The sequence below is a fragment of the Escherichia sp. 20412-1 genome (assembly GCF_003027595.1).
GTDB classification, from domain to species: Bacteria; Pseudomonadota; Gammaproteobacteria; order Enterobacterales; family Enterobacteriaceae; genus Escherichia; species Escherichia marmotae.
In genome coordinates, this window is sequence record NZ_PYQM01000006.1 from 81,438 (window position 1) to 106,917 (window position 25,480).

General features: G+C 49.7%; 23 protein-coding genes. 11 read left to right on the forward strand and 12 right to left on the reverse strand.

Features of this window, described 5'->3' with window-relative positions; translation table 11 throughout:
* Window positions 1-88: 88 nt before the first annotated feature.
* Window positions 89-1,564 (forward strand): ribosome biogenesis GTPase Der, encoded by a 1,476-nt coding sequence (gene der / locus C7B16_RS06695; protein WP_001516872.1) that lies wholly within the window; start codon window positions 89-91, stop codon window positions 1,562-1,564.
* 67 nt (window positions 1,565-1,631) lie between these two features.
* The gene (locus C7B16_RS06700; RefSeq protein ID WP_000422354.1) at window positions 1,632-1,853 is read left to right on the forward strand and encodes a zinc ribbon domain-containing protein; all 222 of its coding nucleotides are present in this window, start codon (window positions 1,632-1,634) and stop codon (window positions 1,851-1,853) included.
* Window positions 1,854-2,480: 627 nt separating this feature from the next.
* Here C7B16_RS06700 and xseA read toward each other — a convergent pair.
* Window positions 2,481-3,857, reverse strand: a complete 1,377-nt coding sequence (xseA, locus tag C7B16_RS06705; RefSeq protein ID WP_016249069.1) for an exodeoxyribonuclease VII large subunit — start codon at window positions 3,855-3,857, stop codon at window positions 2,481-2,483.
* 161 nt (window positions 3,858-4,018) lie between these two features.
* On the opposite strand from xseA, the gene guaB reads away from it, so the two are divergent.
* Together guaB and guaA are read left to right on the forward strand one after the other, a co-directional pair.
* Window positions 4,019-5,485, forward strand: coding sequence for an IMP dehydrogenase (guaB, locus tag C7B16_RS06710; protein ID WP_001516870.1), 1,467 nt, complete (start codon window positions 4,019-4,021; stop codon window positions 5,483-5,485).
* Window positions 5,486-5,553: 68 nt separating this feature from the next.
* Window positions 5,554-7,131 (forward strand): glutamine-hydrolyzing GMP synthase, encoded by a 1,578-nt coding sequence (gene guaA / locus C7B16_RS06715; RefSeq protein WP_000138266.1) that lies wholly within the window; start codon window positions 5,554-5,556, stop codon window positions 7,129-7,131.
* Window positions 7,132-7,281: 150 nt separating this feature from the next.
* Here the strand turns inward: guaA and C7B16_RS06720 are convergent, their stop codons facing one another.
* The 3 genes from C7B16_RS06720 to C7B16_RS06730 form a co-directional block, all read right to left on the reverse strand.
* Complete coding sequence (locus C7B16_RS06720; RefSeq protein ID WP_000755156.1) at window positions 7,282-7,824, reverse strand: DUF5384 family protein; 543 nt, start codon at window positions 7,822-7,824, stop codon at window positions 7,282-7,284.
* Window positions 7,825-7,839: 15 nt separating this feature from the next.
* A complete protein-coding gene (locus C7B16_RS06725) occupies window positions 7,840-8,358 on the reverse strand; it encodes a glycine zipper 2TM domain-containing protein (protein WP_010378956.1) in 519 nt (172 codons plus the stop codon).
* A gap of 310 nt (window positions 8,359-8,668) precedes the next feature.
* Entirely contained in the window at window positions 8,669-8,860 is a 192-nt protein-coding gene (locus C7B16_RS06730; RefSeq protein ID WP_000076002.1) for a YfgG family protein, read from the reverse strand.
* Between the two features lie 17 nt (window positions 8,861-8,877).
* Between C7B16_RS06730 and C7B16_RS24775 the strand changes: the two genes are divergently transcribed.
* Both C7B16_RS24775 and C7B16_RS06740 read left to right on the forward strand, forming a co-directional pair.
* Entirely contained in the window at window positions 8,878-9,030 is a 153-nt protein-coding gene (locus tag C7B16_RS24775; protein ID WP_000019728.1) for a hypothetical protein, read from the forward strand.
* A gap of 180 nt (window positions 9,031-9,210) precedes the next feature.
* The gene (locus C7B16_RS06740) at window positions 9,211-11,454 is read left to right on the forward strand and encodes a sensor domain-containing phosphodiesterase (protein WP_107179513.1); all 2,244 of its coding nucleotides are present in this window, start codon (window positions 9,211-9,213) and stop codon (window positions 11,452-11,454) included.
* Window positions 11,455-11,498: 44 nt separating this feature from the next.
* Here the strand turns inward: C7B16_RS06740 and ppx are convergent, their stop codons facing one another.
* The 4 genes from ppx to purM form a co-directional block, all read right to left on the reverse strand.
* Window positions 11,499-13,040, reverse strand: coding sequence for an exopolyphosphatase (ppx, locus tag C7B16_RS06745; protein WP_001121375.1), 1,542 nt, complete (start codon window positions 13,038-13,040; stop codon window positions 11,499-11,501).
* 4 nt (window positions 13,041-13,044) lie between these two features.
* A complete protein-coding gene (ppk1, locus tag C7B16_RS06750; protein ID WP_001516868.1) occupies window positions 13,045-15,111 on the reverse strand; it encodes a polyphosphate kinase 1 in 2,067 nt (688 codons plus the stop codon).
* 171 nt (window positions 15,112-15,282) lie between these two features.
* Window positions 15,283-15,921 (reverse strand): phosphoribosylglycinamide formyltransferase, encoded by a 639-nt coding sequence (gene purN / locus C7B16_RS06755; protein ID WP_038355478.1) that lies wholly within the window; start codon window positions 15,919-15,921, stop codon window positions 15,283-15,285.
* Window positions 15,921-16,958 carry a phosphoribosylformylglycinamidine cyclo-ligase gene (purM, locus tag C7B16_RS06760; protein WP_001516867.1) on the reverse strand — a complete coding sequence of 346 codons (1,038 nt, stop codon included), beginning with the start codon at window positions 16,956-16,958 and terminating at the stop codon, window positions 15,921-15,923. Before purM ends, purN begins: the two co-directional genes overlap by 1 nt.
* A gap of 324 nt (window positions 16,959-17,282) precedes the next feature.
* On the opposite strand from purM, the gene upp reads away from it, so the two are divergent.
* From upp to C7B16_RS06775, 3 genes are all read left to right on the forward strand, one after another.
* Complete coding sequence (upp, locus tag C7B16_RS06765; protein ID WP_001295473.1) at window positions 17,283-17,909, forward strand: uracil phosphoribosyltransferase; 627 nt, start codon at window positions 17,283-17,285, stop codon at window positions 17,907-17,909.
* A gap of 85 nt (window positions 17,910-17,994) precedes the next feature.
* A complete protein-coding gene (gene uraA, locus C7B16_RS06770) occupies window positions 17,995-19,284 on the forward strand; it encodes a uracil permease (RefSeq protein WP_016249065.1) in 1,290 nt (429 codons plus the stop codon).
* A 95-nt stretch (window positions 19,285-19,379) separates the two neighbouring features.
* Window positions 19,380-20,081, forward strand: a complete 702-nt coding sequence (locus C7B16_RS06775; protein ID WP_001307333.1) for a DnaA inactivator Hda — start codon at window positions 19,380-19,382, stop codon at window positions 20,079-20,081.
* A gap of 137 nt (window positions 20,082-20,218) precedes the next feature.
* Here the strand turns inward: C7B16_RS06775 and arsC are convergent, their stop codons facing one another.
* Both arsC and bepA read right to left on the reverse strand, forming a co-directional pair.
* Window positions 20,219-20,578, reverse strand: a complete 360-nt coding sequence (gene arsC, locus C7B16_RS06780; RefSeq protein WP_000166463.1) for an arsenate reductase (glutaredoxin) — start codon at window positions 20,576-20,578, stop codon at window positions 20,219-20,221.
* Between the two features lie 20 nt (window positions 20,579-20,598).
* Window positions 20,599-22,062 carry a beta-barrel assembly-enhancing protease gene (gene bepA, locus C7B16_RS06785; protein WP_000489687.1) on the reverse strand — a complete coding sequence of 488 codons (1,464 nt, stop codon included), beginning with the start codon at window positions 22,060-22,062 and terminating at the stop codon, window positions 20,599-20,601.
* Window positions 22,063-22,275: 213 nt separating this feature from the next.
* On the opposite strand from bepA, the gene C7B16_RS06790 reads away from it, so the two are divergent.
* Entirely contained in the window at window positions 22,276-23,337 is a 1,062-nt protein-coding gene (locus tag C7B16_RS06790; protein ID WP_000892035.1) for an AI-2E family transporter, read from the forward strand.
* Between the two features lie 65 nt (window positions 23,338-23,402).
* Here C7B16_RS06790 and bcp read toward each other — a convergent pair whose 3' ends face one another.
* Window positions 23,403-23,873, reverse strand: a complete 471-nt coding sequence (gene bcp, locus C7B16_RS06795) for a thioredoxin-dependent thiol peroxidase (RefSeq protein WP_001068673.1) — start codon at window positions 23,871-23,873, stop codon at window positions 23,403-23,405.
* Window positions 23,873-24,445 carry a glycine cleavage system transcriptional repressor gene (locus C7B16_RS06800; RefSeq protein WP_010378971.1) on the reverse strand — a complete coding sequence of 191 codons (573 nt, stop codon included), beginning with the start codon at window positions 24,443-24,445 and terminating at the stop codon, window positions 23,873-23,875. The genes bcp and C7B16_RS06800 overlap by 1 nt, the downstream gene beginning before the upstream one ends.
* Window positions 24,446-24,591: 146 nt before the next feature.
* Between C7B16_RS06800 and dapA the strand changes: the two genes are divergently transcribed.
* The gene (dapA, locus tag C7B16_RS06805; protein ID WP_001516863.1) at window positions 24,592-25,470 is read left to right on the forward strand and encodes a 4-hydroxy-tetrahydrodipicolinate synthase; all 879 of its coding nucleotides are present in this window, start codon (window positions 24,592-24,594) and stop codon (window positions 25,468-25,470) included.
* Window positions 25,471-25,480: the final 10 nt, after the last annotated feature.

The window sequence follows — 25,480 nt, forward strand, 5'->3', positions numbered from 1 at the left end:
TCCTGGACAGGGGCCGTTTTCCTGTTTTTAACAACGACGCGAAAATTGCGGGCGTTGTCTGATGATTTATAAAAATGAGGCTTTAAACATGGTACCTGTGGTCGCGCTTGTCGGGCGCCCTAACGTAGGAAAATCCACGTTATTTAACCGTCTAACTCGCACCCGAGATGCGCTGGTTGCGGATTTCCCGGGTCTGACTCGTGACCGTAAGTACGGTCGTGCGGAAATTGAAGGCCGCGAGTTTATCTGTATTGATACCGGCGGGATTGACGGCACAGAAGACGGTGTAGAAACCCGCATGGCGGAACAATCGCTGCTGGCGATTGAAGAGGCGGATGTGGTGCTGTTTATGGTGGATGCACGCGCGGGTCTGATGCCAGCGGATGAAGCCATTGCCAAACATCTGCGTTCCCGCGAAAAGCCAACCTTCCTGGTGGCGAATAAAACTGACGGACTGGATCCGGATCAAGCAATCGTTGATTTTTATTCACTTGGTTTAGGTGAAATCTACCCGATTGCCGCTTCGCATGGTCGTGGTGTTTTGAGTCTGCTTGAGCATGTTCTGCTGCCGTGGATGGAAGATATCGCGCCGCAAGAAGAAGTGGATGAAGACGCGGAATATTGGGCGCAATTTGAAGCGCAAGAGAATGGCGAGGAAGAAGAAGAGGAAGACGACTTCGATCCGCAAAGTCTGCCGATCAAACTGGCGATAGTGGGTCGTCCGAACGTGGGTAAGTCTACACTCACTAACCGTATTCTCGGTGAAGAGCGCGTGGTGGTTTACGACATGCCCGGGACTACGCGCGACAGCATCTACATTCCAATGGAACGTGATGGACGTGAGTATGTACTCATTGACACAGCAGGCGTACGTAAACGTGGCAAAATTACCGATGCGGTAGAGAAGTTCTCGGTAATCAAAACGTTGCAGGCAATTGAAGATGCCAACGTTGTGATGCTGGTGATTGATGCACGCGAAGGTATTTCCGATCAGGATCTCTCCCTGCTGGGCTTTATTCTCAATAGTGGGCGCTCACTTGTGATTGTGGTGAACAAGTGGGATGGCCTGAGCCAGGAAGTGAAGGAGCAGGTGAAAGAGACGCTGGACTTCCGTCTGGGCTTTATCGATTTTGCTCGCGTGCACTTTATCTCTGCGTTGCATGGTAGTGGCGTTGGTAACCTGTTTGAATCAGTGCGTGAAGCGTATGACAGCTCTACCCGTCGCGTAGGCACGTCTATGCTGACGCGTATCATGACTATGGCTGTTGAAGACCACCAGCCGCCGCTGGTTCGCGGTCGTCGCGTGAAGCTGAAATATGCCCACGCCGGTGGTTACAACCCGCCGATTGTGGTAATCCACGGCAACCAGGTAAAAGACCTGCCGGATTCCTATAAGCGTTATCTGATGAATTACTTCCGCAAATCTCTGGATGTGATGGGTACGCCGATTCGTATTCAGTTCAAAGAAGGGGAAAACCCGTATGCGAACAAGCGTAACACCCTGACGCCGACCCAGATGCGTAAGCGCAAGCGTCTGATGAAGCACATCAAAAAAAATAAGTAATAGTAGGTAAGTACTTATCTATAGTTTCCCTCTCGTAAGTAGGGGGAAACTTATCGAAGGAGTTTATATGGAACTCAACTGCCCAATCTGTCAGAAACCTCTCGAGCGTAATGGTGACATCGCTCATTGTGAAACCTGTGACAAAAATTTCTCTCTCCAGGCATTGTGCCCTGATTGCCATCAGCCTTTGCAGGTACTCAAAGCCTGCGGTGCGGTAGATTACTTCTGTCAGAATGGTCACGGGCTTATTTCCCGCAAACGTGTTGAGTTTGTCCTTCCTGAATATTAAGTTTTATTTAAAATTTATATTCACACTATAAAAATTAGATTTATCAGTGTCTGGTCGATAAACAGATCGGTTAGACCATTTTAATTAAAATTGTATTTATATTTGCTTGAGTGATTTTTCCTTTATGTGTGGAATATACTGCCTGTCATTATTAATTTTTTGTATTGATATATTATTCAGGGATGGTGCATTGGGGGCACTGTATTGTAATGATGCTGATCTCTGGTGCAGCCATTGCCGCACCGGAGACAAACATTAAACAAAATAACGACCCATAGCTCGAGTTCGGCAGCGAAGCGACCCGACAAGAAGCACAAAATAATAAAGGAACTTCATTTAAAGAACGCAGTGCCGATTACATCACCAACTCTGCAACACAAGGGTTTGAAAAACACATCGACCTCTGTTGAAAACAGAATTACCTTCTGGTGCAGTTGTTGTGGTGGCACCAAATGTCGCCAACGAAACCTGGGCGTTGGGACACTGAGTTGATTCAGGCAAATGTGATATAGCAAAACAGTGTGGAAGTATGAGTAATACGGCAGGGTACATTCAGTGATGCCCGGATTATATCTGGTGTTGGCATGGTGATATTGCCGGATGCGATACTGGCGCATCTTATCCGGCCTACGGATTAGCCGCTTTTTTACGTGGTTTGCGGGTTTTCATAACTGAACTGACTTCGCTGACCACCACGCCATCACCTAACCGCGTGGTCAACGTATCGCCCGCTTTGACCTGCTTAACCTGTTTCAGCACTGTGCCATCGGCGGCGCTGGTTACGCTATATCCACGCGCCAGTGTTGACAGCGGGCTCACGGCTTCCAGGTGTGTTACTGCATTACCAAAACGTTCACGTGTTACGCTAAGTTGTGCGTGTAACACTTCCGCCAGACGATATTCCAGTTGCTGAATCCGCGTTTGCGCGCGATGAATACGTGACTGCGGATTTTGCTGGGTTAGTCGCTGTGTTAATCGCTGCTGTTGCTGTCCGACACGTTTTAGCTGATTTTCCAGTGCAAAGCTCATCCGCTTTTGTAGACGTTCGAGAGTGGTTTGCTGACGCGCCAGCCGTAGCTGTGGGTGCTGCTGCTGTAATCGATGATGAATCTGTGTAAAACGCCGGGTGCGATTGGCGAGATAATAATCCATCGCCATCTCCAGTCGCTGACGGGCAGATTGCACCTGACGGAGTAATTCTTGCTGATTACGGCTCACCACTTCGGCGGCAGCCGATGGTGTGGGTGCTCGTAAATCGGCAACAAAATCGGCAATGGTCACATCAGTTTCATGTCCAACGGCGCTGACAACCGGAATGTGACTGGCAAAAATCGCCCGCGCTACGCGTTCGTCGTTAAAACTCCATAAATCTTCCAGCGACCCGCCGCCGCGCCCGACAATCAATACGTCGCACTCGTTGCGCTTATTCGCCAGTTCAATGGCGCGAACAATTTGCCCAGGCGCATCATCACCCTGTACGGCGGTAGGATAGATGATCACGGGTAGAGACGGATCGCGGCGTTTAAGCACATGCAAAATATCGTGCAACGCGGCACCGGTTTTTGAGGTGATGACACCTACACAGTGCGCGGGGGAGGGGAGTGGCTTCTTAAACTGTTGATCGAACAAACCTTCAGCCTGCAATTTCGCTTTTAGCTGTTCATACTTCTGTTGCAACAAGCCTTCACCGGCGGGCTGCATACTTTCAACGATTATCTGATAGTCACCACGCGGCTCATACAGCGTAATATTGGCGCGAACCAGCACCTGTTGCCCGTGCTGTGGGCGAAAGGCTACCCGGCGGTTGCTGTTACGGAACATTGCGCAGCGCACCTGGGCGGTATCGTCTTTGAGCGTAAAATACCAGTGACCGGAAGCCGGTTGCGTGAAGTTAGATATTTCACCGCTGATCCATACCTGTCCCATCTCATGCTCAAGCAGCAGACGAACCGTTTGATTCAGGCGACTAACGGTAAAAATTGCAGGGGATTGAGAAGGTAACATGTGAGCGAGATCAAATTCTAAATCAGCAAGTTATTCAGTCGATAGTAACCCGCCAGCAGGGGATAGCAAGCATTTTTTGCAAAAAGGGGTAGATGCAATCGGTTACGCTCTGTATAATGCCGCGGCAATATTTATTAACCACTCTGGTCGAGATATTGCCCATGCTACGTATCGCTAAAGAAGCTCTGACGTTTGACGACGTTCTCCTCGTTCCTGCTCATTCTACCGTCCTGCCGAATACCGCTGACCTCAGCACTCAACTGACGAAAACTATTCGTCTGAACATCCCTATGCTTTCCGCAGCAATGGATACCGTAACGGAAGCGCGCCTGGCTATTGCCCTGGCTCAGGAAGGCGGTATTGGCTTTATCCACAAAAACATGTCCATTGAACGCCAGGCGGAAGAAGTTCGCCGCGTGAAAAAACACGAGTCTGGCGTGGTGACTGACCCGCAGACTGTTCTGCCAACCACGACTCTGCGCGAGGTGAAAGAACTGACCGAGCGTAACGGTTTTGCTGGCTACCCGGTAGTAACCGAAGAAAATGAACTGGTTGGTATCATCACCGGTCGTGACGTGCGTTTTGTGACCGACCTGAATCAGCCGGTTAGCGTTTACATGACGCCGAAAGAGCGTTTGGTGACCGTGCGTGAAGGCGAAGCCCGTGAAGTTGTGCTGACCAAAATGCACGAAAAACGCGTTGAGAAAGCGCTGGTGGTTGATGATGAATTCCACCTGATTGGCATGATCACCGTGAAAGATTTCCAGAAAGCGGAGCGTAAACCGAACGCCTGTAAAGACGAGCAAGGCCGTCTGCGTGTTGGTGCGGCGGTTGGTGCTGGCGCAGGTAACGAAGAGCGTGTTGATGCGCTGGTGGCCGCTGGTGTTGACGTTCTGCTGATCGACTCCTCTCACGGTCACTCTGAAGGTGTTCTGCAACGTATTCGCGAAACCCGAGCCAAATACCCGGATCTGCAAATCATCGGCGGTAACGTCGCCACTGCTGCAGGCGCTCGTGCGCTGGCGGAAGCCGGTTGTAGCGCGGTTAAAGTTGGTATCGGCCCTGGTTCTATTTGTACCACCCGTATCGTCACTGGCGTAGGTGTTCCGCAGATCACCGCCGTTGCTGACGCAGTAGAAGCCCTGGAAGGCACCGGTATTCCAGTTATCGCTGACGGTGGTATTCGCTTCTCCGGCGATATCGCTAAAGCTATCGCTGCTGGCGCAAGCGCGGTGATGGTAGGCTCCATGCTGGCAGGTACGGAAGAATCTCCGGGTGAAATCGAACTCTACCAGGGCCGTTCTTATAAATCTTACCGTGGTATGGGCTCTCTGGGCGCGATGTCCAAAGGTTCTTCTGACCGTTACTTCCAGAGCGACAACGCCGCTGACAAACTGGTGCCAGAAGGCATCGAAGGCCGTGTGGCTTACAAAGGTCGCCTGAAAGAGATCATCCACCAGCAGATGGGCGGTCTGCGCTCCTGTATGGGCCTGACCGGCTGTGGTACTATCGACGAACTGCGTACTAAAGCGGAGTTTGTACGTATCAGCGGTGCTGGCATTCAGGAAAGCCACGTTCATGACGTGACCATCACCAAAGAGTCCCCGAACTACCGTATGGGCTCCTGATTCTCTTCGCCCGACTTCATGTCGGGCGATTTATATTATCTGTTTCACTTGCCTCGGAATAAGCGTCAATGACGGAAAACATTCATAAGCATCGCATCCTCATTCTGGACTTCGGTTCACAGTACACCCAACTGGTTGCGCGCCGCGTGCGTGAGCTGGGCGTTTACTGTGAACTGTGGGCATGGGATGTGACAGAAGCACAAATTCGTGACTTCAACCCAAGCGGCATTATTCTTTCCGGCGGCCCGGAAAGCACCACCGAAGAAAACAGCCCGCGAGCGCCGCAGTATGTCTTTGAAGCAGGCGTACCGGTATTCGGCGTTTGCTATGGTATGCAGACCATGGCGATGCAGTTAGGTGGCCATGTTGAAGCCTCTAACGAGCGTGAGTTTGGTTATGCACAGGTTGAAGTACAAACTGATAGCGCGCTCATTCGTGGCATCGAAGATGCGTTAAGTGCAGACGGCAAACCGCTGCTTGACGTGTGGATGAGCCACGGCGATAAGGTAACTGCAATTCCTGAGGGTTTCGTTACCGTAGCCAGCACCGAAAGTTGCCCGTTTGCCATAATGGCTAACGAAGAAAAACGTTTCTATGGCGTACAGTTCCACCCGGAAGTGACTCACACCCGTCAGGGGATGCGTATGCTGGAGCGTTTTGTGCGCGATATCTGCCAGTGTGAAGCACTGTGGACACCAGCAAAAATTATCGATGACGCCGTAGCCCGCATTCGCGAGCAGGTGGGCGATGATAAAGTGATCCTTGGCCTCTCTGGTGGCGTGGACTCTTCTGTTACTGCGATGCTTCTGCACCGTGCTATCGGTAAAAACCTGACCTGCGTATTCGTCGACAACGGCCTGCTGCGTCTGAATGAAGCTGAACAGGTAATGGATATGTTTGGTGATCGCTTCGGCCTGAACATCATTCACGTTCCGGCAGAAGAGCGTTTCCTGGCTGCGCTGGCGGGTGAAAACGATCCGGAAGCTAAACGTAAAATCATCGGTCGCGTCTTTGTTGAAGTATTCGATGAAGAAGCGCTGAAACTGGAAGATGTAAAGTGGCTGGCGCAGGGGACTATCTACCCTGACGTTATTGAATCCGCCGCTTCTGCGACGGGTAAAGCGCACGTTATCAAATCTCACCACAACGTAGGCGGCCTGCCGAAAGAGATGAAGATGGGCCTGGTTGAACCGCTGAAAGAGCTGTTCAAAGACGAAGTGCGTAAGATTGGTCTGGAGCTGGGTCTGCCGTACGACATGCTGTACCGCCACCCGTTCCCGGGGCCTGGCCTTGGCGTTCGCGTGTTGGGTGAAGTGAAGAAAGAGTACTGCGACCTGCTGCGCCGTGCGGATGCCATCTTCATTGAAGAACTGCGTAAAGCTGATCTGTACGACAAAGTCAGCCAGGCATTCACTGTCTTCCTGCCAGTACGCTCCGTAGGCGTAATGGGCGATGGTCGTAAATATGACTGGGTTGTCTCTCTGCGTGCTGTCGAAACCATCGACTTTATGACCGCACACTGGGCGCACCTGCCGTATGATTTCTTAGGGCGCGTTTCCAACCGTATTATCAATGAAGTGAATGGTATTTCCCGCGTGGTGTATGACATCAGCGGTAAGCCGCCAGCTACTATTGAGTGGGAATAAACCCGAACACTAAATGCTGAGGTTTTCTATTCGTACGAGGCTTCAGCATATTTTGGTAACAAAACCCTCTGTTCATCCACTGGAGGGTTTTTTATGCAATTAAAAAGCCCATAATCCTCACGAATTACAGGCCTGGTAGTGGAAAGACGATTAATTAAACCAACTGTCTGATTTATTCTCTTCTGCTTTACCCACGCTTTTCATCAAATCACGACCACCTTCAGTCATATTCCTGTTAGCGTCAGCTTCAGATTGTACAACATCGGTTTGCGCTGCTTTGTGTTTCAGTTCCTGATCGATAAATTCGTTCTCACGCTTAACGCGCGCTTCTTCTTTTGCCAGCGCCAGTTTTTGCTTCTGAATCTCTAAGTTGCGCAGCTCATCTTCATAACTTTGATCGCGCTTTTTATCCGCAGTGAATTCGGCGTCCCGTTTATCCTGGCGAGCTTTTTTATCCGCTGCTGCTGCTGCCGCTCTTTTATTCGCTGCGGCCTGAGCGTTTGCGCGCCGTTGCTTCTCTTGCTGGATTTCCCTGTTGCGCTCCGCAACCCATTCGTCATGCTGCCTTTGTTCTTCATTTTTGCCTTGCTGTTCAGCTTCTGCGACCGCAGAGAGTTGATCCTGTAATGAAGAGGCGAAAGCCGGGCTACTAACAGCAGCTAATATGGCGGCGCAAAGAAAAACTTTCTTCATGAGTCCTCCTGATAGTTAGCTCTTTTCAGGACATTTTGTATTTGGCTGAATACGCGTTTCGTTATAAGTGGTGGTAATAACAACGGCTAAACCCGTTGTGAACTGGCATTCTTTACCCACCTGGGTGGAGGTGTACACTTTGGTGCCTTCCTTATAAGTTAAAGAGACACCTTCCACTAAGGTTTTATCATTCACCATAGTACCCGCTGCCGCGCCTACAGCTCCGCCACCAACTGCACCAGCCGTTGTTCCGGAGTTACTACCAGATCCAACGTTATGGCCGATAACGCCGCCTGCGACAGCGCCAATAAGTGCGCCAAAGGCTTGCGCATTCCGTTTATTTTGTGAGTTATCTACGGCAACTTTTGCGGGAAGAATGGAGATAATATTAACGGTTTTAGTTTCTTGCTTTGTATTCAGTTGATCGGTTTGATAGACATCGGCGGCATGGTCGTCAGCATTTGACTGGCATCCTGCCAGGGTGAATGACGCTAAAATTGCCACAGGCAGAAAACATTTTTTAAATTTCATCACTATTCCTTGTTGTACACATTACGAAAAATAAGACATTTAAGATCATCAAAAGAAGAAAGTAAATGTATTGCGGATAAAGGAATAGATTTAATTTATTAAAATTCACCAGGATAATAAATTAATAAAAAATATAATTGAAATATATATATTAATTTAATGTTTATTCCGTCCTTAGGCAAGATGATCGTCAGTCAGGGCAAAGAGGCGAGATTTAAGGTGAAAGAATGCTTGCCGCTTTGATAACAACAAAGAGCAACAGCATCTGACAACATTGAGCCGTCTTGTTCAGGAAGGATGACGAAGGTAACCGCTAACGTTGTACCGATGATTCGATAGAGAGTGTGGATTGTTGAGCTTCTTTTTTGCTCTGATGATGCTGCCAGGCACTGACGGACGAGTAGATAAAGCGGCCAAAGAAGAAGATAAAGCTAATGAGTAGTACGATACGGGTCATACGACTGTTAAATCGGTGTCGTTTTCGCATACTGGTTGCCTGACTCACAAAAGGTTCCTTGAAGTATGTCCCACTCAGGAGACGGTACTTACATTAAGGCACATCAGGAAAAAATGGTCAATTCTTCGTTATGTAAAAAAGCGTCAGTGGATACATATTTTAATGTTATGGAAATTAATTTAATTATTTACAGTGCTGATGTAATAATGATGAATTAACATAATAAACGTAATAATTCATTAATCAGGGTTATTTTGTTTGATATATATCAATTGGAACTTTCATATGACACTTAGAATCAATGTCCTCTATAGCGATGAGTAATCATCTTTCGAAGTCAGGTGGGATGCCTGTCTGAATACACCCCTTCAGGATGTGGGGGATTCTGCTGAGCATCTATGAAACTGAATGCAACTTATATAAAAATACGTGATAAATGGTGGGGGCTTCCGCTGATCCTGCCTTCTTTAATTTTACCTGTTTTCGCACAAATAAATACTTTCGCGCATATTTCCTCTGGTGAAGTATTTCTCTTTTATCTGCCCCTGGCTCTGATGATCAGCATGATGATGTTTTTTGGCTGGGCAGCATTACCGGGTATAGCATTAGGCATTTTTGTTCGTAAGTATGCGGAGCTTGGCCTTTACGAAACGCTTTCGTTAACGGCTAATTTTATTATCATTATTATTATTTGTTGGGGCGGTTACAGGGTCTTTACTCCCCGGCGTAACAACGTTTCACATGGCGATACCCGCTTAATTTCCCAGCGAATTTTTTGGCAGATTTTTTTTCCTGCAACGTTGTTCCTGGTGCTTTTCCAGTTTGCGGCGTTTGTAGGATTACTGGCGAGCAAAGAAAATCTGGTAGGCGTCATGCCTTTTAACCTTGGAACCTTAATCAATTATCAGGCCCTGCTGGTCGGTAATCTTATCGGTGTCCCGCTGTGCTATTTCATCATTCGGGTGGTGCGAAATCCACTTTATTTACGTAGCTATTATTCGCAGTTAAAACAGCAGGTTGACAGAAAAGTGACCAAAAAAGAATTTGCGATCTGGTTACTGGCTTTAGGTACGTTGCTGTTGCTGTTATGTATGCCGTTAAATGAAAAAAGCACAATTTTTAGCACCAACTATACGTTATCGTTATTGTTGCCGCTGATGATGTGGGGAGCAATGCGCTACGGCTATAAGTTTATATCGCTGCTCTGGGCGGTAGTGCTGATGATCAGTATTCACTGCTATCAGAATTACATTCCCCTTTATCCAGGATATACCACGCAACTGACCATAACTTCCTCCAGTTATTTAGTTTTTTCTTTTATTGTCAATTATATGGCTGTACTGGCAACCCGTCAGCGAGCGGTGGTCAGACGCATTCAACGGCTTGCCTATGTGGACCCGGTTGTTCATCTGCCAAATATTCGCGCCCTGAACCGCGCGCTGCGCGATGCACCCTGGTCCGTGCTATGTTATTTACGCATCCTAGGCATGGAAATGCTGGTAAAGAACTATGGCATCATGCTACGCATTCAATATAAACAAAAAATTTCACACTGGCTGACATCATTGCTGGAGCCGGGCGAATCTGTTTATCAGCTTTCCGGCAACGACCTTGCGTTACGATTGAATACAGAATCACACCAGGAGCGCATTACCGCGCTGGATAACCATCTGAAGCAGTTTCGTTTCTTTTGGGATGGAATGCCGTTACAACCTCAGATTGGCGTTAGTTATTGCTATGTCCGCTCACCGGTTAATCATATATACCTGCTGCTCGGGGAGTTAAATACGGTTGCCGAACTTTCCATCGTGACCAATACCCCGGAAAATATGCAACGTCGTGGGGCAATGTATTTACAACGGGAATTAAAAGACAAAGTGGCGATGATGAATCGGCTACAGCAGGCGCTTGAGCATAACCAGTTTTGCCTGATGGCCCAGCCGATTACTGGGGTGCGTGGTGATGTCTATCATGAAATTCTGCTGCGCATGAAAGGAGAGAACGATGAACTCATCAATCCTGACAATTTCTTACCGGTTGCGCATGAATTTGGCTTATCGTCCAGCATCGACATGTGGGTCATCGAACATACACTGCAATTTATGGCGGAAAATAGAGAAAAAATGCCTGCCCGCCGATTTGCTATTAACCTGTCGCCAACTTCCGTTTGTCAGGCGCATTTTCCTTTGAACGTCAGTCATTTTTTAGCTAAATATCAAATAGAAGCGTGGCAGCTTATTTTTGAGGTAACAGAAAGTAATATCCTGACCAATGTTAAACAGGCACAGAATACGTTGCAGCATCTTCAGGAGTTAGGATGCCAAATTGCAATTGATGATTTTGGCACCGGCTATGCCAGTTATGCGCGGCTAAAAAATGTGAATGCTAATTTATTAAAAATTGATGGCAGCTTCATACGCAATATTGTCTCGAATAGTCTGGATTACCAGATAGTGGCGTCAATTTGTCATCTGGCGCGAATGAAGAAAATGCAAGTGGTTGCGGAATATGTTGAAAATGAAGAGATTCGCCAGGCGGTTCATTCTTTGGGTATTGATTACCTGCAAGGCTTTTTGATTGGTGAACCGCAACTGTTAGTGGATATGCTGGATGAAAGAGAACCTGTCCGGGAAAGCGCGTAATTTATTGGGGCCGACATAACATGTTGGCCCGTTTTCATTTCATCTTAAGCCGCGATTTCAGGCGTGCTTTCTTCTTCAATTTTTAACCGCCAGCCAGCCACGCCTTCCCAGTATTCTTGCTCTTTTTCCAGATCAAGCAGAACCAGCGCGTTCTGGCTAAACCAGTCATGCGGAAAACGCAGAGTCCAGTGGCTGTCATCGGTAATCAGCGTTAATGTCGGTGGGGTAGTGGTTGCCTGACGTTGGTTGTTTAGCAATACGCCAAGGCGCAATAGCTGGATTAAGGGCAGAAACTGCTTCTTCTTAAACAGCGTAAAGCGCGGCAGATCGTCGAGCTTAATCGCTTTACGGTGATAGCGTACCAGCGTCGCCATCATCAATTGTTGTTCCTGATTAAAACCCGGTAAGTCGCTGTTTTGCAGGATATAGGCCGAATGGCGATGCAATCCGCTATGGTTGATATTTAACCCGACCTCATGCAGCATGGCGGCCCAGCGTAGCAAGGCTTCCAGTTGCGGATGCGCCAGCTTCGGTTGTTGTTCCCGCCACTGTTCGTACATCTGCATGGTGGTTTCCAGCACCCGCCGTGCCTGTTCACTGTCAATGTGATACTGGTTGGCGAGGCTGCTGGCGGTACGACTACGTACATCCTGATGGCGAAAACGGCCTTCCATTTCATAAAGTACGCCTTCGCGTAGCGCACCGTCAGAAAGCCGCAGTTCACGGATAGCTAAGGCATCAAACACACCGCATAAAATTGCCAGTCCAGGGACAAATACGGTTTTCCGTTCTTCGGAAAGGCCCGGTAAACTAAGCGATGCAAAATTACGATGGCGTAAAACTTCTTTCACCAGTTTTTCGAGACGTTCCGGGGTAATAATCCCGTCTTTCTCGCCCATTTCCATCAACACTTCATGGGCGGCTTTAATGGTGCCGGAAGCGCCCATTGCCACGTTCCAGCCCTGAATCCGGAATTGCCAGGTTAAGGTTTCCAGTTTTTGCGCCGCTGCCATGCGTGCGCGCTGAAAATTCTCTTTATTGATGACGCCACCCTGGAAATAAAGCTGGGCAAAGCTGACGCAACCCATTCGGCGGCTTTCCACGAGAATGGGTTCAAAATTTTCGCCAATCACCAGTTCCGTTGAGCCGCCGCCAATATCAATAACCAGCTTGCGGCCTTTTTCCGGTTGGGTATGCTCCACGCCCATAAAAATCAGACGTGCTTCTTCATTACCGGAGATAATTTCAATCGGGTAGGGGATAACCTTTTCTGCTCGCTTCAGAAAGTCAGTGGCATTCAGCGCCTGACGTAGCGTATGGGTCCCAACAATACAGACGCTGGAAGGAGAAAATCCTTGCAGGCGTTCGGCAAACAGCGACAGGCAGTTTAAGCCGCGCGTCATTGCTTCTTCACTCAACATATTATCTGGCCCCAGACCGTCCGCCAGATGCACACGCTGTTTCAGGCGACCAATAATCTGCATTGCGCCATCCACCACACGGGCAATGACCATGTGGAAACTGTTTGAACCAAGGTCGACCGCAGCAAACTCCTGTGGACGAGGGGATTTGTCGTGTATTGGCATAGGGTTATTCAGATTGTTCGAGTGATTTGATGTAGTCGTAAATCGCCAACTGCGCCCGTACTTTGCGGCGGTTACCGCGGGGAACGTAGCGATTACTGAGTTCTTTATCGATATAACGCGCTTTGACTGTATCGCTGAACAGAATTTCGATGATGTCCAGTACCCGCTGCTTCAGCCGTGGGTCGAGCAGTGGCGTTGCCACTTCAATACGATAATCAATATTGCGTGTCATCCAGTCGGCGGAGGACAGGTAAACCTTTTTATCGCCGCCATTTTCAAAAATATAAACCCGGTCGTGTTCCAGGTAACGATCGACAATGCTGATAGCACGGATGTTATCGCTAATGCCTTCCAGATTAGGGATCAGTGAACACATCCCGCGCACCAGCAGATTCACCGGCACGCCGGAGCTGGAGGCCGCATACAGACGATCAACCAGACCTTTATCGACCAGGTTATTCAATTTCAGGGTAATACCGCTGGGTAGCCCTTGTTGAGCATTGGCGATCTCGCGGTCTACCATTTCATACAGCAGGCGACGAGAGTTTTGCGGTGACACCATTAAATAATCGAATGTCACGGGACGGTATGGATTTTCAATAAAATTGAACACTCGCCGTACTTCGTTGGTGATACGCGCATCGGCAGTCAGCAGCGAGTAGTCGGTATAAAGGCGCGCCGTTTTTTCGTTAAAGTTCCCGGTTCCGATATGCGCATAACGCACGACTTCGCCGTTTTCTTTACGCGAAATCAGGAATAATTTGGCGTGAATCTTCAGCCCCGGGGCAGAGAAGATCACATGTACTCCCGCTTCGGTAAGCCGCTTCGCCCAATGAATGTTAGCTTCTTCGTCGAAACGTGCCTGTAACTCAACCACCACGGTGACTTTCTTACCGTTGTGCGCGGCGTGGATCATCGAGTCGATGATCCGCGAATCTTTCGCCACGCGGTAAATGTTAATTTTAATCGCCAGTACGCTTGGGTCGAACGAGGCCTGGCGTAGCAGTTCCAGCACGTGCTCAAAAGTGTGATAAGGATAATAGAGCAGCACATCGTGTTCGCGAATGGCGTCAAAACCGTTGCGGAACTGGGCTTTATCAAACCATATATGACGTAAACGCGGCAGTGGTTTGTTCACCAGATTGGCTTTGCCGACATTGGGGAAATTAATAAAGTCTTTAAAATTGTGATAACGGCCGCCGGGTACGATGGAGTCGTAGCGGGAGATGGTCAGTTTCTCACGCAACACTTCAACCAGCGCACTGGGCATATCGCGTTGATAAACAAAACGTACCGGTTCTGCGGTTAAGCGCTGCTTCAGGCTGGAAGACATCAACTCCATCAGGCTGGCTTCCATCTCGTGCACTAAATCGTATTCGGCATCGCGGGTCATCTTCATCGAATAGGCATTCAGCGCGTCGTAATCAAAGAAGCCTTTGAAAATATCATCAAGGCAGTAACGCAGAATGTTATCCAACAGAATCATTGGCTTGCGTCGACGCGGTGCTTCCGGCGGTAAATTCACAAAGCGCGGCACTTTATCTGATGGGATCTCCAGCAGCGCGTAACGGATGGTATCGCCACGGATAATTTCCACCGCCAGATAGGTGTAATCATCTTTCAGGAACTGCACTAAATCAGTGTCAGCATTGATTAAAATCGGCGTAATGTGCTGACGCAGATACTGCTTAAAGTAATGACGCAGCCAGTTTTGTTGATTGACGGAGAGCTGGCGTTCATTAATCAGGAAGATCTGGTTACGCGCCATCTCCAGCAGCAGTTCGTTGTAGAGACCGTCGAATTCCTGATCGGCTTTCAGCACGCGGGACTGAATTTTGCCCAGTAAATGGCGGGAATGAGAGTTAGAACCTTGTTCTTCGCTAATAATGATGCGTCGCTTCAGTTCAGCGAAGCGGACTTTATAGAACTCATCAAGGTTATTGGAATAGATCCCAAGGAAACGCATCCTTTCAATCAGCGGGTTAGATTTGTCCGCCGCTTCCTGAAGCACGCGTTCATTGAACGATAACCAACTGAGCTCTTTTTCGATGTATAGCTTTTCCTGACCCATTACCACTTTTACTCCGTTTTATTCACGGGACACTGCCTGGATATTATGGCGAGCAATATTGGCAGATGTCCAACTATGCCAGAAAAGGGGGAAAAAAACTGCTGGAGCTTGCGATTTACAAGGGAATTGAAAAGCGCCAACGGTAGAGCTGACGCTTTAACTACGGGGGCATTACTCGTCGGCGGCGTAACCCTGCGGCGGCAGGCGTTGACCATCCAGCCACGCGGCGTTTTCGTGCATCTTCAGACGCCCATCGGCAAACCAGCTAATTACCAGTGGGTAAATAGCGTGTTCCTGGGTTTGCACGCGGGCGATGATTTCATCTTCCGTATCACCTGCAAATACCGGGACTTTTGCCTGTAAAACAACCGGTCCGCCGTCCAGTTCATCGGTGACGAAATGCACCGATGTGCCGTGTTCCTCATCACCATTTTCCAGCGCCTGGCGATGGGTATGCAAACCGGGATATTTTGGTAGTAGGGAAGGGTGGATGTTCAACAAACGCCCGGTGTAGTGAGAAACAAACGTCGGGCTGAGAATGCGCATAAAACCGGCCAGCACGACCACGTCGGGTGAGTACATGTCGATTTCGTGAATCAACTCCCGGTCATAGGCTTCACGACTGTCAAACGCGCTGGCGATGAGCGTATGTGTTGCAATACCGGCTTTGCGGGCGCGTTCAAGGCCGAACGCGTCGGCCTTATTGCTGAAAACTGCCCGTAGGGTGCCTTTAATTTTGTTGGTTTTGCAGGCGTCAATAATTGCCTGCAAATTACTTCCGTTGCCGGAAATAAGCACCACAATATTCATTATTCGATAACCACGCGTTGTTCGGAATCAGAGGCTTTGATGATACCGATTTTCCACGCGTTTTCACCGTTGTCATTGAGCAGGGCGAGAGCTTTGTCCACTTCCGGAGCCGGCAGGGCGATAATCATCCCGACGCCGCAGTTGAAGGTGCGATACATTTCATGGCGGCTGACATTGCCTGCCGTTTGCAGCCAGTTGAATACTTCCGGCCATTGCCAGGAGGATTCATCAATCACTGCCTGGGTATTTTCCGGCAATACGCGCGGAATATTTTCCCAAAAGCCGCCACCGGTCAGATGCGCAATGGCGTGCACATCCACTTTTTCGATCAACTCCAGTACCGATTTCACATAAATACGGGTTGGGGCCAGCAGATGATCGGCTAATGGTTTGCCGTCGAGTTCAGTGGTTTGCGGATCGCAGCCACTGACTTCAAGAATTTTGCGTACCAGCGAATAGCCGTTCGAGTGCGGGCCGCTGGAGCCGAGAGCAATCAGCACATCGCCGTCGCTGACTTTCGAACCGTCGATGATTTCTGATTTTTCTACCACCCCAACACAGAAACCAGCTACGTCATAATCTTCGCCGTGATACATCCCCGGCATCTCTGCCGTTTCGCCACCCACTAGCGAGCAGCCCGATTGCAGACACCCTTCCGCGATGCCGCTGATCACCGATGAGGCAGTATCAACATCCAGTTTTCCGGTTGCGTAATAGTCGAGGAAAAACAGCGGTTCAGCGCCTTGCACCACCAGGTCGTTAACGCACATGGCGACCAGATCGATACCGATAGTGTCGTGACGTTTTAAGTCCATCGCCAGACGCAGCTTGGTGCCTACGCCGTCAGTGCCGGAAACCAACACGGGTTCGCGATATTTTTGCGGCAGCGCACACAACGCACCGAAGCCGCCCAGACCGCCCATCACTTCCGGGCGACGCGTTTTCTTCACTACGCCTTTGATTCTTCCAACCAGAGCATTACCCGCGTCAATATCAACACCGGCATCTTTGTAGCTAAGAGAGGTTTTATCGGTCACTGCTTGGGTCCCCACGCGTTACTTGCGGTAGAAAAATAAAATTCGGCGCAATTCTAACAGGGAAAGCAAACGTTTGCGAGACTGCTTTACACAACCTTTTTTACCCCCTTTTTGCTGAGCGAGAGGTGAAAAAATGCGCGAGCAGAGGCAACGAATGATTTATTGCCAGGATAATTATCTTTTTTAACTATTTGAATGTTAAATATATTTATCTAAATTTTCTATGGGTTTGACTAAAATCAACGAAAATAATATTGCCGCCTTGAAGAAAGGCGGTATAATCCGTCGATTTTTTTTGTGGCTGCCCCTCAAAGGAGAAAGAGTATGAAGATCGTGGAAGTCAAACACCCACTCGTCAAACACAAGCTGGGACTGATGCGTGAGCAAGATATCAGCACCAAGCGCTTTCGCGAACTCGCTTCCGAAGTGGGTAGCCTGCTGACTTACGAAGCGACCGCTGACCTCGAAACTGAAAAAGTAACCATCGAAGGCTGGAACGGCCCGGTGGAAATCGACCAAATTAAAGGTAAAAAAATTACCGTAGTGCCGATTCTGCGTGCCGGTCTGGGGATGATGGACGGCGTTCTGGAAAACGTTCCGAGTGCGCGTATCAGCGTAGTCGGTATGTACCGTAATGAAGAAACACTGGAGCCGGTGCCGTACTTCCAGAAACTGGTGTCTAACATCGATGAGCGTATGGCGCTGATCGTTGACCCAATGCTGGCAACCGGTGGTTCAGTTATCGCCACCATTGACCTACTGAAAAAAGCAGGTTGCAGCAGCATTAAAGTGTTGGTGCTGGTGGCTGCGCCAGAAGGTATCGCTGCGCTGGAAAAAGCGCACCCGGACGTCGAGCTTTATACCGCATCGATTGACCAGGGACTGAACGAGCACGGATACATTATTCCGGGTCTTGGCGATGCCGGTGATAAAATCTTTGGTACAAAATAAAGAATAAAAATAATTAAAGCCGACTTTAAGAGTCGGCTTTTTTTTGAGTAAAGCGCCTATAACACATAATACAGAGGAATATACTATGACGCGCCGTGCTATCGGGGTGAGTGAAAGACCGCCACTTTTACAGACAATCCCGCTTAGTTTGCAACATTTGTTCGCCATGTTTGGTGCAACCGTCCTGGTGCCCGTCTTATTTCATATTAATCCGGCGACCGTACTGCTATTTAACGGTATCGGAACGCTACTGTATCTCTTCATTTGTAAAGGCAAAATCCCGGCTTATCTCGGTTCCAGCTTTGCCTTTATTTCACCGGTATTATTGTTGTTGCCGTTGGGTTATGAAGTCGCGTTGGGCGGCTTTATTATGTGCGGCGTGCTGTTCTGCCTGGTTTCTTTTATTGTGAAGAAAGCGGGAACCGGCTGGCTGGACGTCCTGTTTCCGCCCGCAGCAATGGGCGCGATCGTTGCCGTCATCGGTCTGGAGCTGGCAGGCGTAGCTGCCGGTATGGCTGGCTTACTCCCGGCTGAAGGGCAAACGCCAGATTCCAAAACCGTCATCATTTCTATTACCACCCTGGCAGTCACGGTTTTAGGTTCCGTGCTGTTCCGTGGTTTCCTGGCGATTATCCCGATTTTGATTGGCGTGCTGGTGGGTTATGCGCTCTCCTTTGCGATGGGGATCGTCGATACCACGCCGATTATTAACGCTCACTGGTTTGCACTGCCAACCCTTTATACACCGCGCTTCGAGTGGTTTGCTATTCTGACTATTCTGCCAGCGGCGCTGGTGGTGATTGCCGAACACGTGGGGCATCTGGTCGTAACGGCTAACATTGTGAAGAAAGATCTGCTGCGCGATCCGGGCCTGCATCGTTCGATGTTCGCTAACGGTCTGTCGACCGTGATCTCCGGTTTCTTTGGTTCCACACCAAACACCACCTACGGGGAAAACATCGGTGTTATGGCGATCACCCGCGTATACAGTACATGGGTAATCGGCGGCGCGGCGATTTTCGCCATCCTGCTTTCCTGCGTTGGTAAACTGGCTGCCGCTATCCAGATGATCCCTCTGCCGGTGATGGGCGGCGTTTCACTGCTGCTTTACGGCGTGATTGGTGCTTCTGGTATTCGTGTGCTGATTGAATCGAAAGTGGATTACAACAAAGCTCAGAACCTGATCCTGACTTCTGTTATTTTGATCATCGGCGTCAGTGGCGCGAAGGTAAACATCGGCGCGGCGGAGCTGAAAGGCATGGCGCTGGCGACTATCGTCGGTATCGGCTTAAGCCTGATCTTCAAACTGATTAGCGTGCTGCGCCCTGAAGAAGTGGTGCTGGACGCAGAAGACGCGGATATAACAGATAAATAATGTACAGACCGGGCAGTGTTGCTGCCCGGTTCAAACATAATGGAATTCTGTGGTAAACTTCTCGCGATTTTGTGGAATCCCTGGTTGAGGTATCTCTGAACACACCGGCACAGCTCTCTTTGCCACTTTATCTTCCTGACGACGAAACCTTTGCAAGTTTCTGGCCGGGGGATAACTCCTCTCTACTGGCCGCGCTGCAAAATGTGCTGCGTCAGGAACATAGCGGTTACATTTATCTCTGGGCACGCGAAGGCGCGGGGCGCAGCCATCTGCTGCACGCGGCTTGCGCGGAATTGTCGCAGCGTGGCGATGCGGTGGGTTATGTCCCGCTGGATAAACGCACCTGGTTTGTCCCGGAAGTGCTCGACGGTATGGAGCATTTGTCGCTGGTCTGCATCGACAATATTGAGTGTATTGCTGGCGATGAGTTGTGGGAGATGGCGATTTTCGATCTCTACAATCGGATTCTGGAGTCGGGCAAAACGCGGTTGTTGATCACCGGCGATCGCCCTCCGCGCCAGTTGAATCTGGGATTACCTGATCTCGCGTCTCGTCTCGACTGGGGGCAGATCTACAAATTGCAGCCGCTTTCTGATGAAGATAAGTTGCAGGCGCTACAGTTACGTGCTCGTTTGCGTGGTTTTGAACTGCCGGAAGATGTGGGACGTTTCTTGCTGAAGCGGCTCGACAGAGAGATGCGCACGCTATTTATGACGTTGGATCAGTTGGATCGCGCGTCTATTACCGCGCAACGTAAGTTGACCATTCCGTTTGTGAAAGAGATTTTGAAGCTGTAAACGGGACGTTTATTGTCAGATGCGGCGCGAGCGCCTTATCCGACCTACTCGAATCAAGTTCATTGTATTTGTAGGCCGGATAAGACTCGTCAAGCGTCGCATCCGGCAATATGCCTTAGCTACCGAAGGGGTACATCTTAACCCACGATTTCCAGCACCTGCTCCGGCGGACGACCAATGCGCGCTTTGCCATTCGCGACCACAATCGGGCGTTCCATCAGCTTCGGATTCTCCACCATCGCCTGAATCAGCGCCTCTTCGCTAAGCGAACTGTCAGCCAGATTCAGCTCTTTATAAAGATCCTCTTTCTGGCGCATTAATTCACGGGCGCTGTTCATCCCCAGCATGTTCAGTAAATCACGCAGCGTTGCCGCATCAGCGGGGGTTTCAAGGTAGAGCACTACTTCAGGCTCTACGCCGTTTTCTTTCAGCAAGTTCAGCGTTTCACGGCTCTTTGAACAGCGCGGGTTATGGTAGATTTTTACCTGTTTGGTCATTGTTCTTCCTTTAATGCGAATTACATCTTGGTATAAGGCTTAAAGCGTTCCTGCAACTGGCGCAACTGGTCAATACGCGCATCATAGCGGGCCTGTTGCAGACTGCCTAATTTCACCTGCGAACTGGCGCTACTCAATAAGGAAATGGCCTGATCGAGTCGCCCGGCGAGCGCATAACCTTCTGCTCGCGCAGCCAGTTCCTGATCGCGGTTATTTAGCGCGGCCTCCGCCTGTGCCAGTAAATCCCAGCCATTAATGTCATCTTTATTATTAAAGGTGTAGCGATTCAGAATATTGGCCGCTTCCTGTGGTTGACCACCTTGTAAATAAGCATTCGCCAGGTTGAGCTGCAACACCGGATTGGTGCGTAAATCTCGAGCATTTTTCAGCCGATTGATCGCGTCATTGGCTTTGTTTTGCCCAAGGTCGATATCGGTTGCCAGATCGAGAAACCATGCATTCGTTGGTTCTGCCGTCAGTAATGGCTGAAGCGTTTTCCGCGCCTCGTCGTATTTATTGGCTTCCATCGCCTGCAAAGCACGACCATACTGCGCCGCGCGCTGCTGGCGGACGTTACCTTTCGCCCATTCATCCAGTAAATCGCTGGTGAGCTGGTTACGCCCGGAATTATACATCCCCAGTGTGCGAGCTTTCGCCAGATAGAAATCTTCTGACGATTGCACCACCATCGGGCGCATCTGATTAGCACGGTTACGGGCATCTGCCAGACGGCTTTCCGGTAACGGGTGCGTCAGCAAAATTTCTGGCGGACGCGAAGAGTAGCGCGCCTGATCGAGCAATTTTTCGAGGAAAGTCGGCATCGCCTGCGGATCGAACCCCGAGCGTTGCAGCACCTGGATACCAATACGGTCTGCTTCCTGTTCGTTTTGCTGAGTGAAACTGATCATCCCCTGGCGTGTTCCCGCCAGCGTACCGGTCAGCGCCGCCATCCCCGCCTGCGGGCTGGCCATCGCCAGTAAAATAGAACCTAGCGCGCCAACCCAGGTCAGTGGTGCGCTACGCTGCTGATCTTCCATTGCTCGCGCCAGGTGACGTTGGGTGACGTGGGAGATTTCGTGCGCCATAACCGAAGCCAACTGGCTTTCGTTATCGGAATAACGGAACAGGGCAGAGTGCAGCACCACGTTGCCGCCAAAGAAAGCAAAGGCGTTAATTTCGTCGTTATTGATCAGAAAGAAATGGAACGGCGTCTTCACTGAGTTGGCATGTGAAACCAGGCGCATCCCCAACGAATTAATATATTGTGTTAACAGTGGGTCATTAATTAATGGTGCGCTACCGCGTAGCTGGCGAACGTAATAGTCGCCCATCTGCATTTCCTGACCAATGGAAAGCGTGCTTCCCGCGGAGGTTCCCATATCCGGCAAGGTGTCTGTGCTGTCGGCAAACGCCGGGGCTACCTGACCGATGGTCATGGCAGCAATGAGGGTAGCAACCAGGTTTTTTTTCAACTGCCTGAACATAACCTCTGTCCTGTATTTCTGGAGAGTAGTCATTTGACCGATACTGTGAAATATCGTTCCCACCGCACTGCCTTTGAGTGTAACGACGAAGATTAGCCCACTCAAATGGCTTTTCAGTTTCCTTAATCCGTCATAAAAAGCGAAGTCTTTTTTGTGACATTTCGATACAATTGCGGATCGCAATCCCGCTCTTGAGGTTCAGGGAAGGTCTTTATGCTCGAAATGTTGATGCAATGGTATCGCCGCCGTTTTAGCGACCCGGAAGCGATTGCCTTGCTGGTTATTTTAGTTGCCGGTTTTGGCATTATCTTTTTCTTTAGTGGCCTACTCGCGCCGTTGCTGGTGGCTATTGTGCTGGCCTATTTGCTGGAATGGCCGACCGTCCGCCTACAATCTATTGGCTGTTCCCGCCGTTGGGCGACGTCGATTGTGCTGGTTCTGTTTGTTGGCATCCTGCTACTGATGGCATTCGTGGTACTGCCTATTGCCTGGCAGCAGGGTATTTACTTAATCCGCGATATGCCGGGGATGCTCAATAAACTTTCCGATTTTGCCGCCACGTTGCCGCGACGTTATCCGGCGTTGATGGATGCGGGCATCATTGATGCGATGGCCGACAACATGCGCAGTCGGATGCTCACAATGGGCGATTCGGTGGTGAAAATCTCTCTCGCCTCGCTGGTGGGATTGCTGACCATTGCCGTCTATCTGGTGCTGGTGCCGCTGATGGTCTTCTTCCTGCTAAAAGACAAAGAGCAAATGCTGAATGCCGTTCGTCGGGTGCTACCACGTAACCGTGGGCTGGCAGGTCAGGTCTGGAAGGAAATGAACCAGCAAATCACCAACTACATTCGCGGTAAAGTGCTGGAGATGATCGTGGTGGGGATAGCCACCTGGCTGGGTTTTTTACTCTTCGGGCTGAACTATTCACTACTGTTGGCGGTACTGGTCGGCTTCTCGGTGCTTATCCCGTACATCGGTGCTTTTGTGGTGACTATTCCCGTAGTGGGGGTGGCGCTATTCCAGTTTGGAGCAGGCACTGAATTCTGGAGTTGCTTCGCGGTGTATCTGATTATCCAGGCGCTGGACGGTAACCTGTTAGTTCCCGTGTTGTTCTCCGAGGCGGTCAATCTGCATCCGCTGGTGATTATTTTATCGGTGGTGATCTTCGGTGGGCTGTGGGGATTCTGGGGTGTATTCTTCGCCATTCCTCTGGCGACACTAATTAAAGCGGTGATTCATGCCTGGCCCGATGGCCAAATCGCACAAGATTAACCTTCATTCCGGAATGTGAGATGTGCTGGCCGCAAGCGCAGCCAGCACGGAATGGAGCAAAGTAATCAGGCGTGTTCTTTCAGCCAGTTAATCACTACGTCGTGGTGATTGCTGGTTTTGAAATCGTCAAATACATGTTCGATTTTGCCGTCAGCGTCGATCAGGAAGCTGATGCGGTGAATACCATCGTAGGTTTTGCCCATGAAGGACTTCTCTCCCCAGACGCCGAATTGCTCGCACACCTGGTGATCCTCATCAGACAGAAGCGTAAAGTTGAGCAGCTCTTTTTCCGCGAAACGGAAGAGTTTTTCGGGTTTATCAGTGCTGATACCCAGCACATCAACACCGGCTTTTTTCAACTCATCCATGTTATCGCGTAAGCCGCAGGCCTGTACGGTACAGCCGGGGGTCATGGCTTTCGGGTAGAAATAAACCAGAACACGCTGTCCCTGGAAGTCGGCCAAATTAACTTGCTCTCCGTCTTGATCCGGCAAGCTAAATTTCGGTGCGATGTCACCGGCTTTCAGTGGATTCATTACTTAACTCCATCCTGTTCATCATGTTGGGAATAATTGACGACGCTAATACTGCCTTGCGCATTGAGTTCTGTACATAGTGCTTTGAAGGCTTGTTCAATATTTGCTGAATCCGCAGACGCCGGGCTGTGGGCTGTGATCTGAATATGTAGTTGTGCAGCACGTTCATTTTCAGCAGGTTGCGTGCGAGACACCAGCTCCGCAATGTTCATATGGTGCGCGTCAAAAAGTGCGGTAAAGCGTTCAATTAAATGTGGTGAGTCTGCTACATCGACCTGAACCCAGACAGATGCTGGCATCGGCGGACGCGGACGAGCCGTCGTTCGCTTCATCACGATTAACAGATCCAGCTCGGCACCTTTCAACGGTAACGTTGATTCGATCAAGGTGATTGCGTTCCATGAACCGGAAAGCAGCATGATAAAAGTGAACTCTTCTCCCAGCATCGCCAGGCGACTGTCTTCAATATTACAGCCGCAACTACTGACATGACGGGTGATAGTGTTCACAATTCCGGGGCGATCGGCACCCAGAGCAGTAATCACCAGATAATGTTGCGATGACAGTGTCAAACCGGTTATTCCTTCAAGGGGGAGAGTAGCTCTTAAGGAAAGCATAAAAAAAACATGCATACAACAATCAGAACGGTTCTGTCTGCTTGCTTTTAATGCCATACCAAACGTACCATTGAGACACTTGTTTGCACAGAGGATGGCCCATGTTCACGGGAAGTATTGTCGCGATTGTTACTCCGATGGATGAAAAAGGTAATGTCTGTCGGGCTAGCTTAAAAAAACTGATTGATTATCATGTCGCCAGCGGTACTTCGGCGATTGTTTCTGTTGGCACCACTGGCGAGTCCGCTACCCTGAATCATGACGAACATGTTGATGTGGTGATGATGACGCTGGAACTGGCTGACGGGCGTATTCCGGTGATTGCCGGAACCGGCGCTAATGCTACTGCGGAAGCCATTAACCTGACACAGCGTTTCAATGACACTGGCATCGTTGGCTGCCTGACGGTAACCCCTTATTACAACCGCCCATCGCAGGAAGGTCTGTATCAGCATTTCAAAGCCATCGCTGAACATACTGACCTGCCGCAAATTCTGTATAATGTGCCGTCCCGCACTGGCTGCGATCTGCTACCAGAAACGGTCGGCCGCCTGGCGAAAGTAAAAAATATTATCGGAATCAAAGAGGCAACAGGGAACTTAACACGTGTTAACCAGATCAAAGAGCTGGTTTCAGACGATTTTGTTCTGCTGAGCGGTGATGATGCGAGCGCGCTGGACTTCATGCAATTAGGTGGTCATGGCGTTATTTCCGTTACGGCTAACGTTGCTGCGCGTGATATGGCTCAGATGTGCAAACTGGCGGCAGAAGGGTATTTTGCCGAGGCACGCCTTATTAATCAGCGTCTGATGCCATTACACAACAAACTATTTGTCGAACCCAATCCAATCCCGGTGAAATGGGCATGTAAGGAACTGGGTCTTGTGGCGACCGATACGCTGCGCCTGCCAATGACGCCAATCACCGACAATGGTCGTGAGACGGTCAGAGCGGCGCTTAAGCATGCCGGTTTGCTGTAAAGTTTAGGGA

Coding starts and splice junctions, on each gene's coding strand:
- der (WP_001516872.1), top strand. CDS start 89: ATGGTACCTGTGGTCGCGCTTGTCGGGCGCCCTAACGTAGGAAAATCC.
- C7B16_RS06700 (WP_000422354.1), top strand. CDS start 1,632: ATGGAACTCAACTGCCCAATCTGTCAGAAACCTCTCGAGCGTAATGGT.
- xseA (WP_016249069.1), bottom strand. CDS start 3,857: ATGTTACCTTCTCAATCCCCTGCAATTTTTACCGTTAGTCGCCTGAAT.
- guaB (WP_001516870.1), top strand. CDS start 4,019: ATGCTACGTATCGCTAAAGAAGCTCTGACGTTTGACGACGTTCTCCTC.
- guaA (WP_000138266.1), top strand. CDS start 5,554: ATGACGGAAAACATTCATAAGCATCGCATCCTCATTCTGGACTTCGGT.
- C7B16_RS06720 (WP_000755156.1), bottom strand. CDS start 7,824: ATGAAGAAAGTTTTTCTTTGCGCCGCCATATTAGCTGCTGTTAGTAGC.
- C7B16_RS24775 (WP_000019728.1), top strand. CDS start 8,878: ATGTCCCACTCAGGAGACGGTACTTACATTAAGGCACATCAGGAAAAA.
- C7B16_RS06740 (WP_107179513.1), top strand. CDS start 9,211: ATGAAACTGAATGCAACTTATATAAAAATACGTGATAAATGGTGGGGG.
- ppx (WP_001121375.1), bottom strand. CDS start 13,040: ATGCCAATACACGACAAATCCCCTCGTCCACAGGAGTTTGCTGCGGTC.
- ppk1 (WP_001516868.1), bottom strand. CDS start 15,111: ATGGGTCAGGAAAAGCTATACATCGAAAAAGAGCTCAGTTGGTTATCG.
- purN (WP_038355478.1), bottom strand. CDS start 15,921: ATGAATATTGTGGTGCTTATTTCCGGCAACGGAAGTAATTTGCAGGCA.
- upp (WP_001295473.1), top strand. CDS start 17,283: ATGAAGATCGTGGAAGTCAAACACCCACTCGTCAAACACAAGCTGGGA.
- uraA (WP_016249065.1), top strand. CDS start 17,995: ATGACGCGCCGTGCTATCGGGGTGAGTGAAAGACCGCCACTTTTACAG.
- arsC (WP_000166463.1), bottom strand. CDS start 20,578: ATGACCAAACAGGTAAAAATCTACCATAACCCGCGCTGTTCAAAGAGC.
- bepA (WP_000489687.1), bottom strand. CDS start 22,062: ATGTTCAGGCAGTTGAAAAAAAACCTGGTTGCTACCCTCATTGCTGCC.
- C7B16_RS06790 (WP_000892035.1), top strand. CDS start 22,276: ATGCTCGAAATGTTGATGCAATGGTATCGCCGCCGTTTTAGCGACCCG.
- bcp (WP_001068673.1), bottom strand. CDS start 23,873: ATGAATCCACTGAAAGCCGGTGACATCGCACCGAAATTTAGCTTGCCG.
- dapA (WP_001516863.1), top strand. CDS start 24,592: ATGTTCACGGGAAGTATTGTCGCGATTGTTACTCCGATGGATGAAAAA.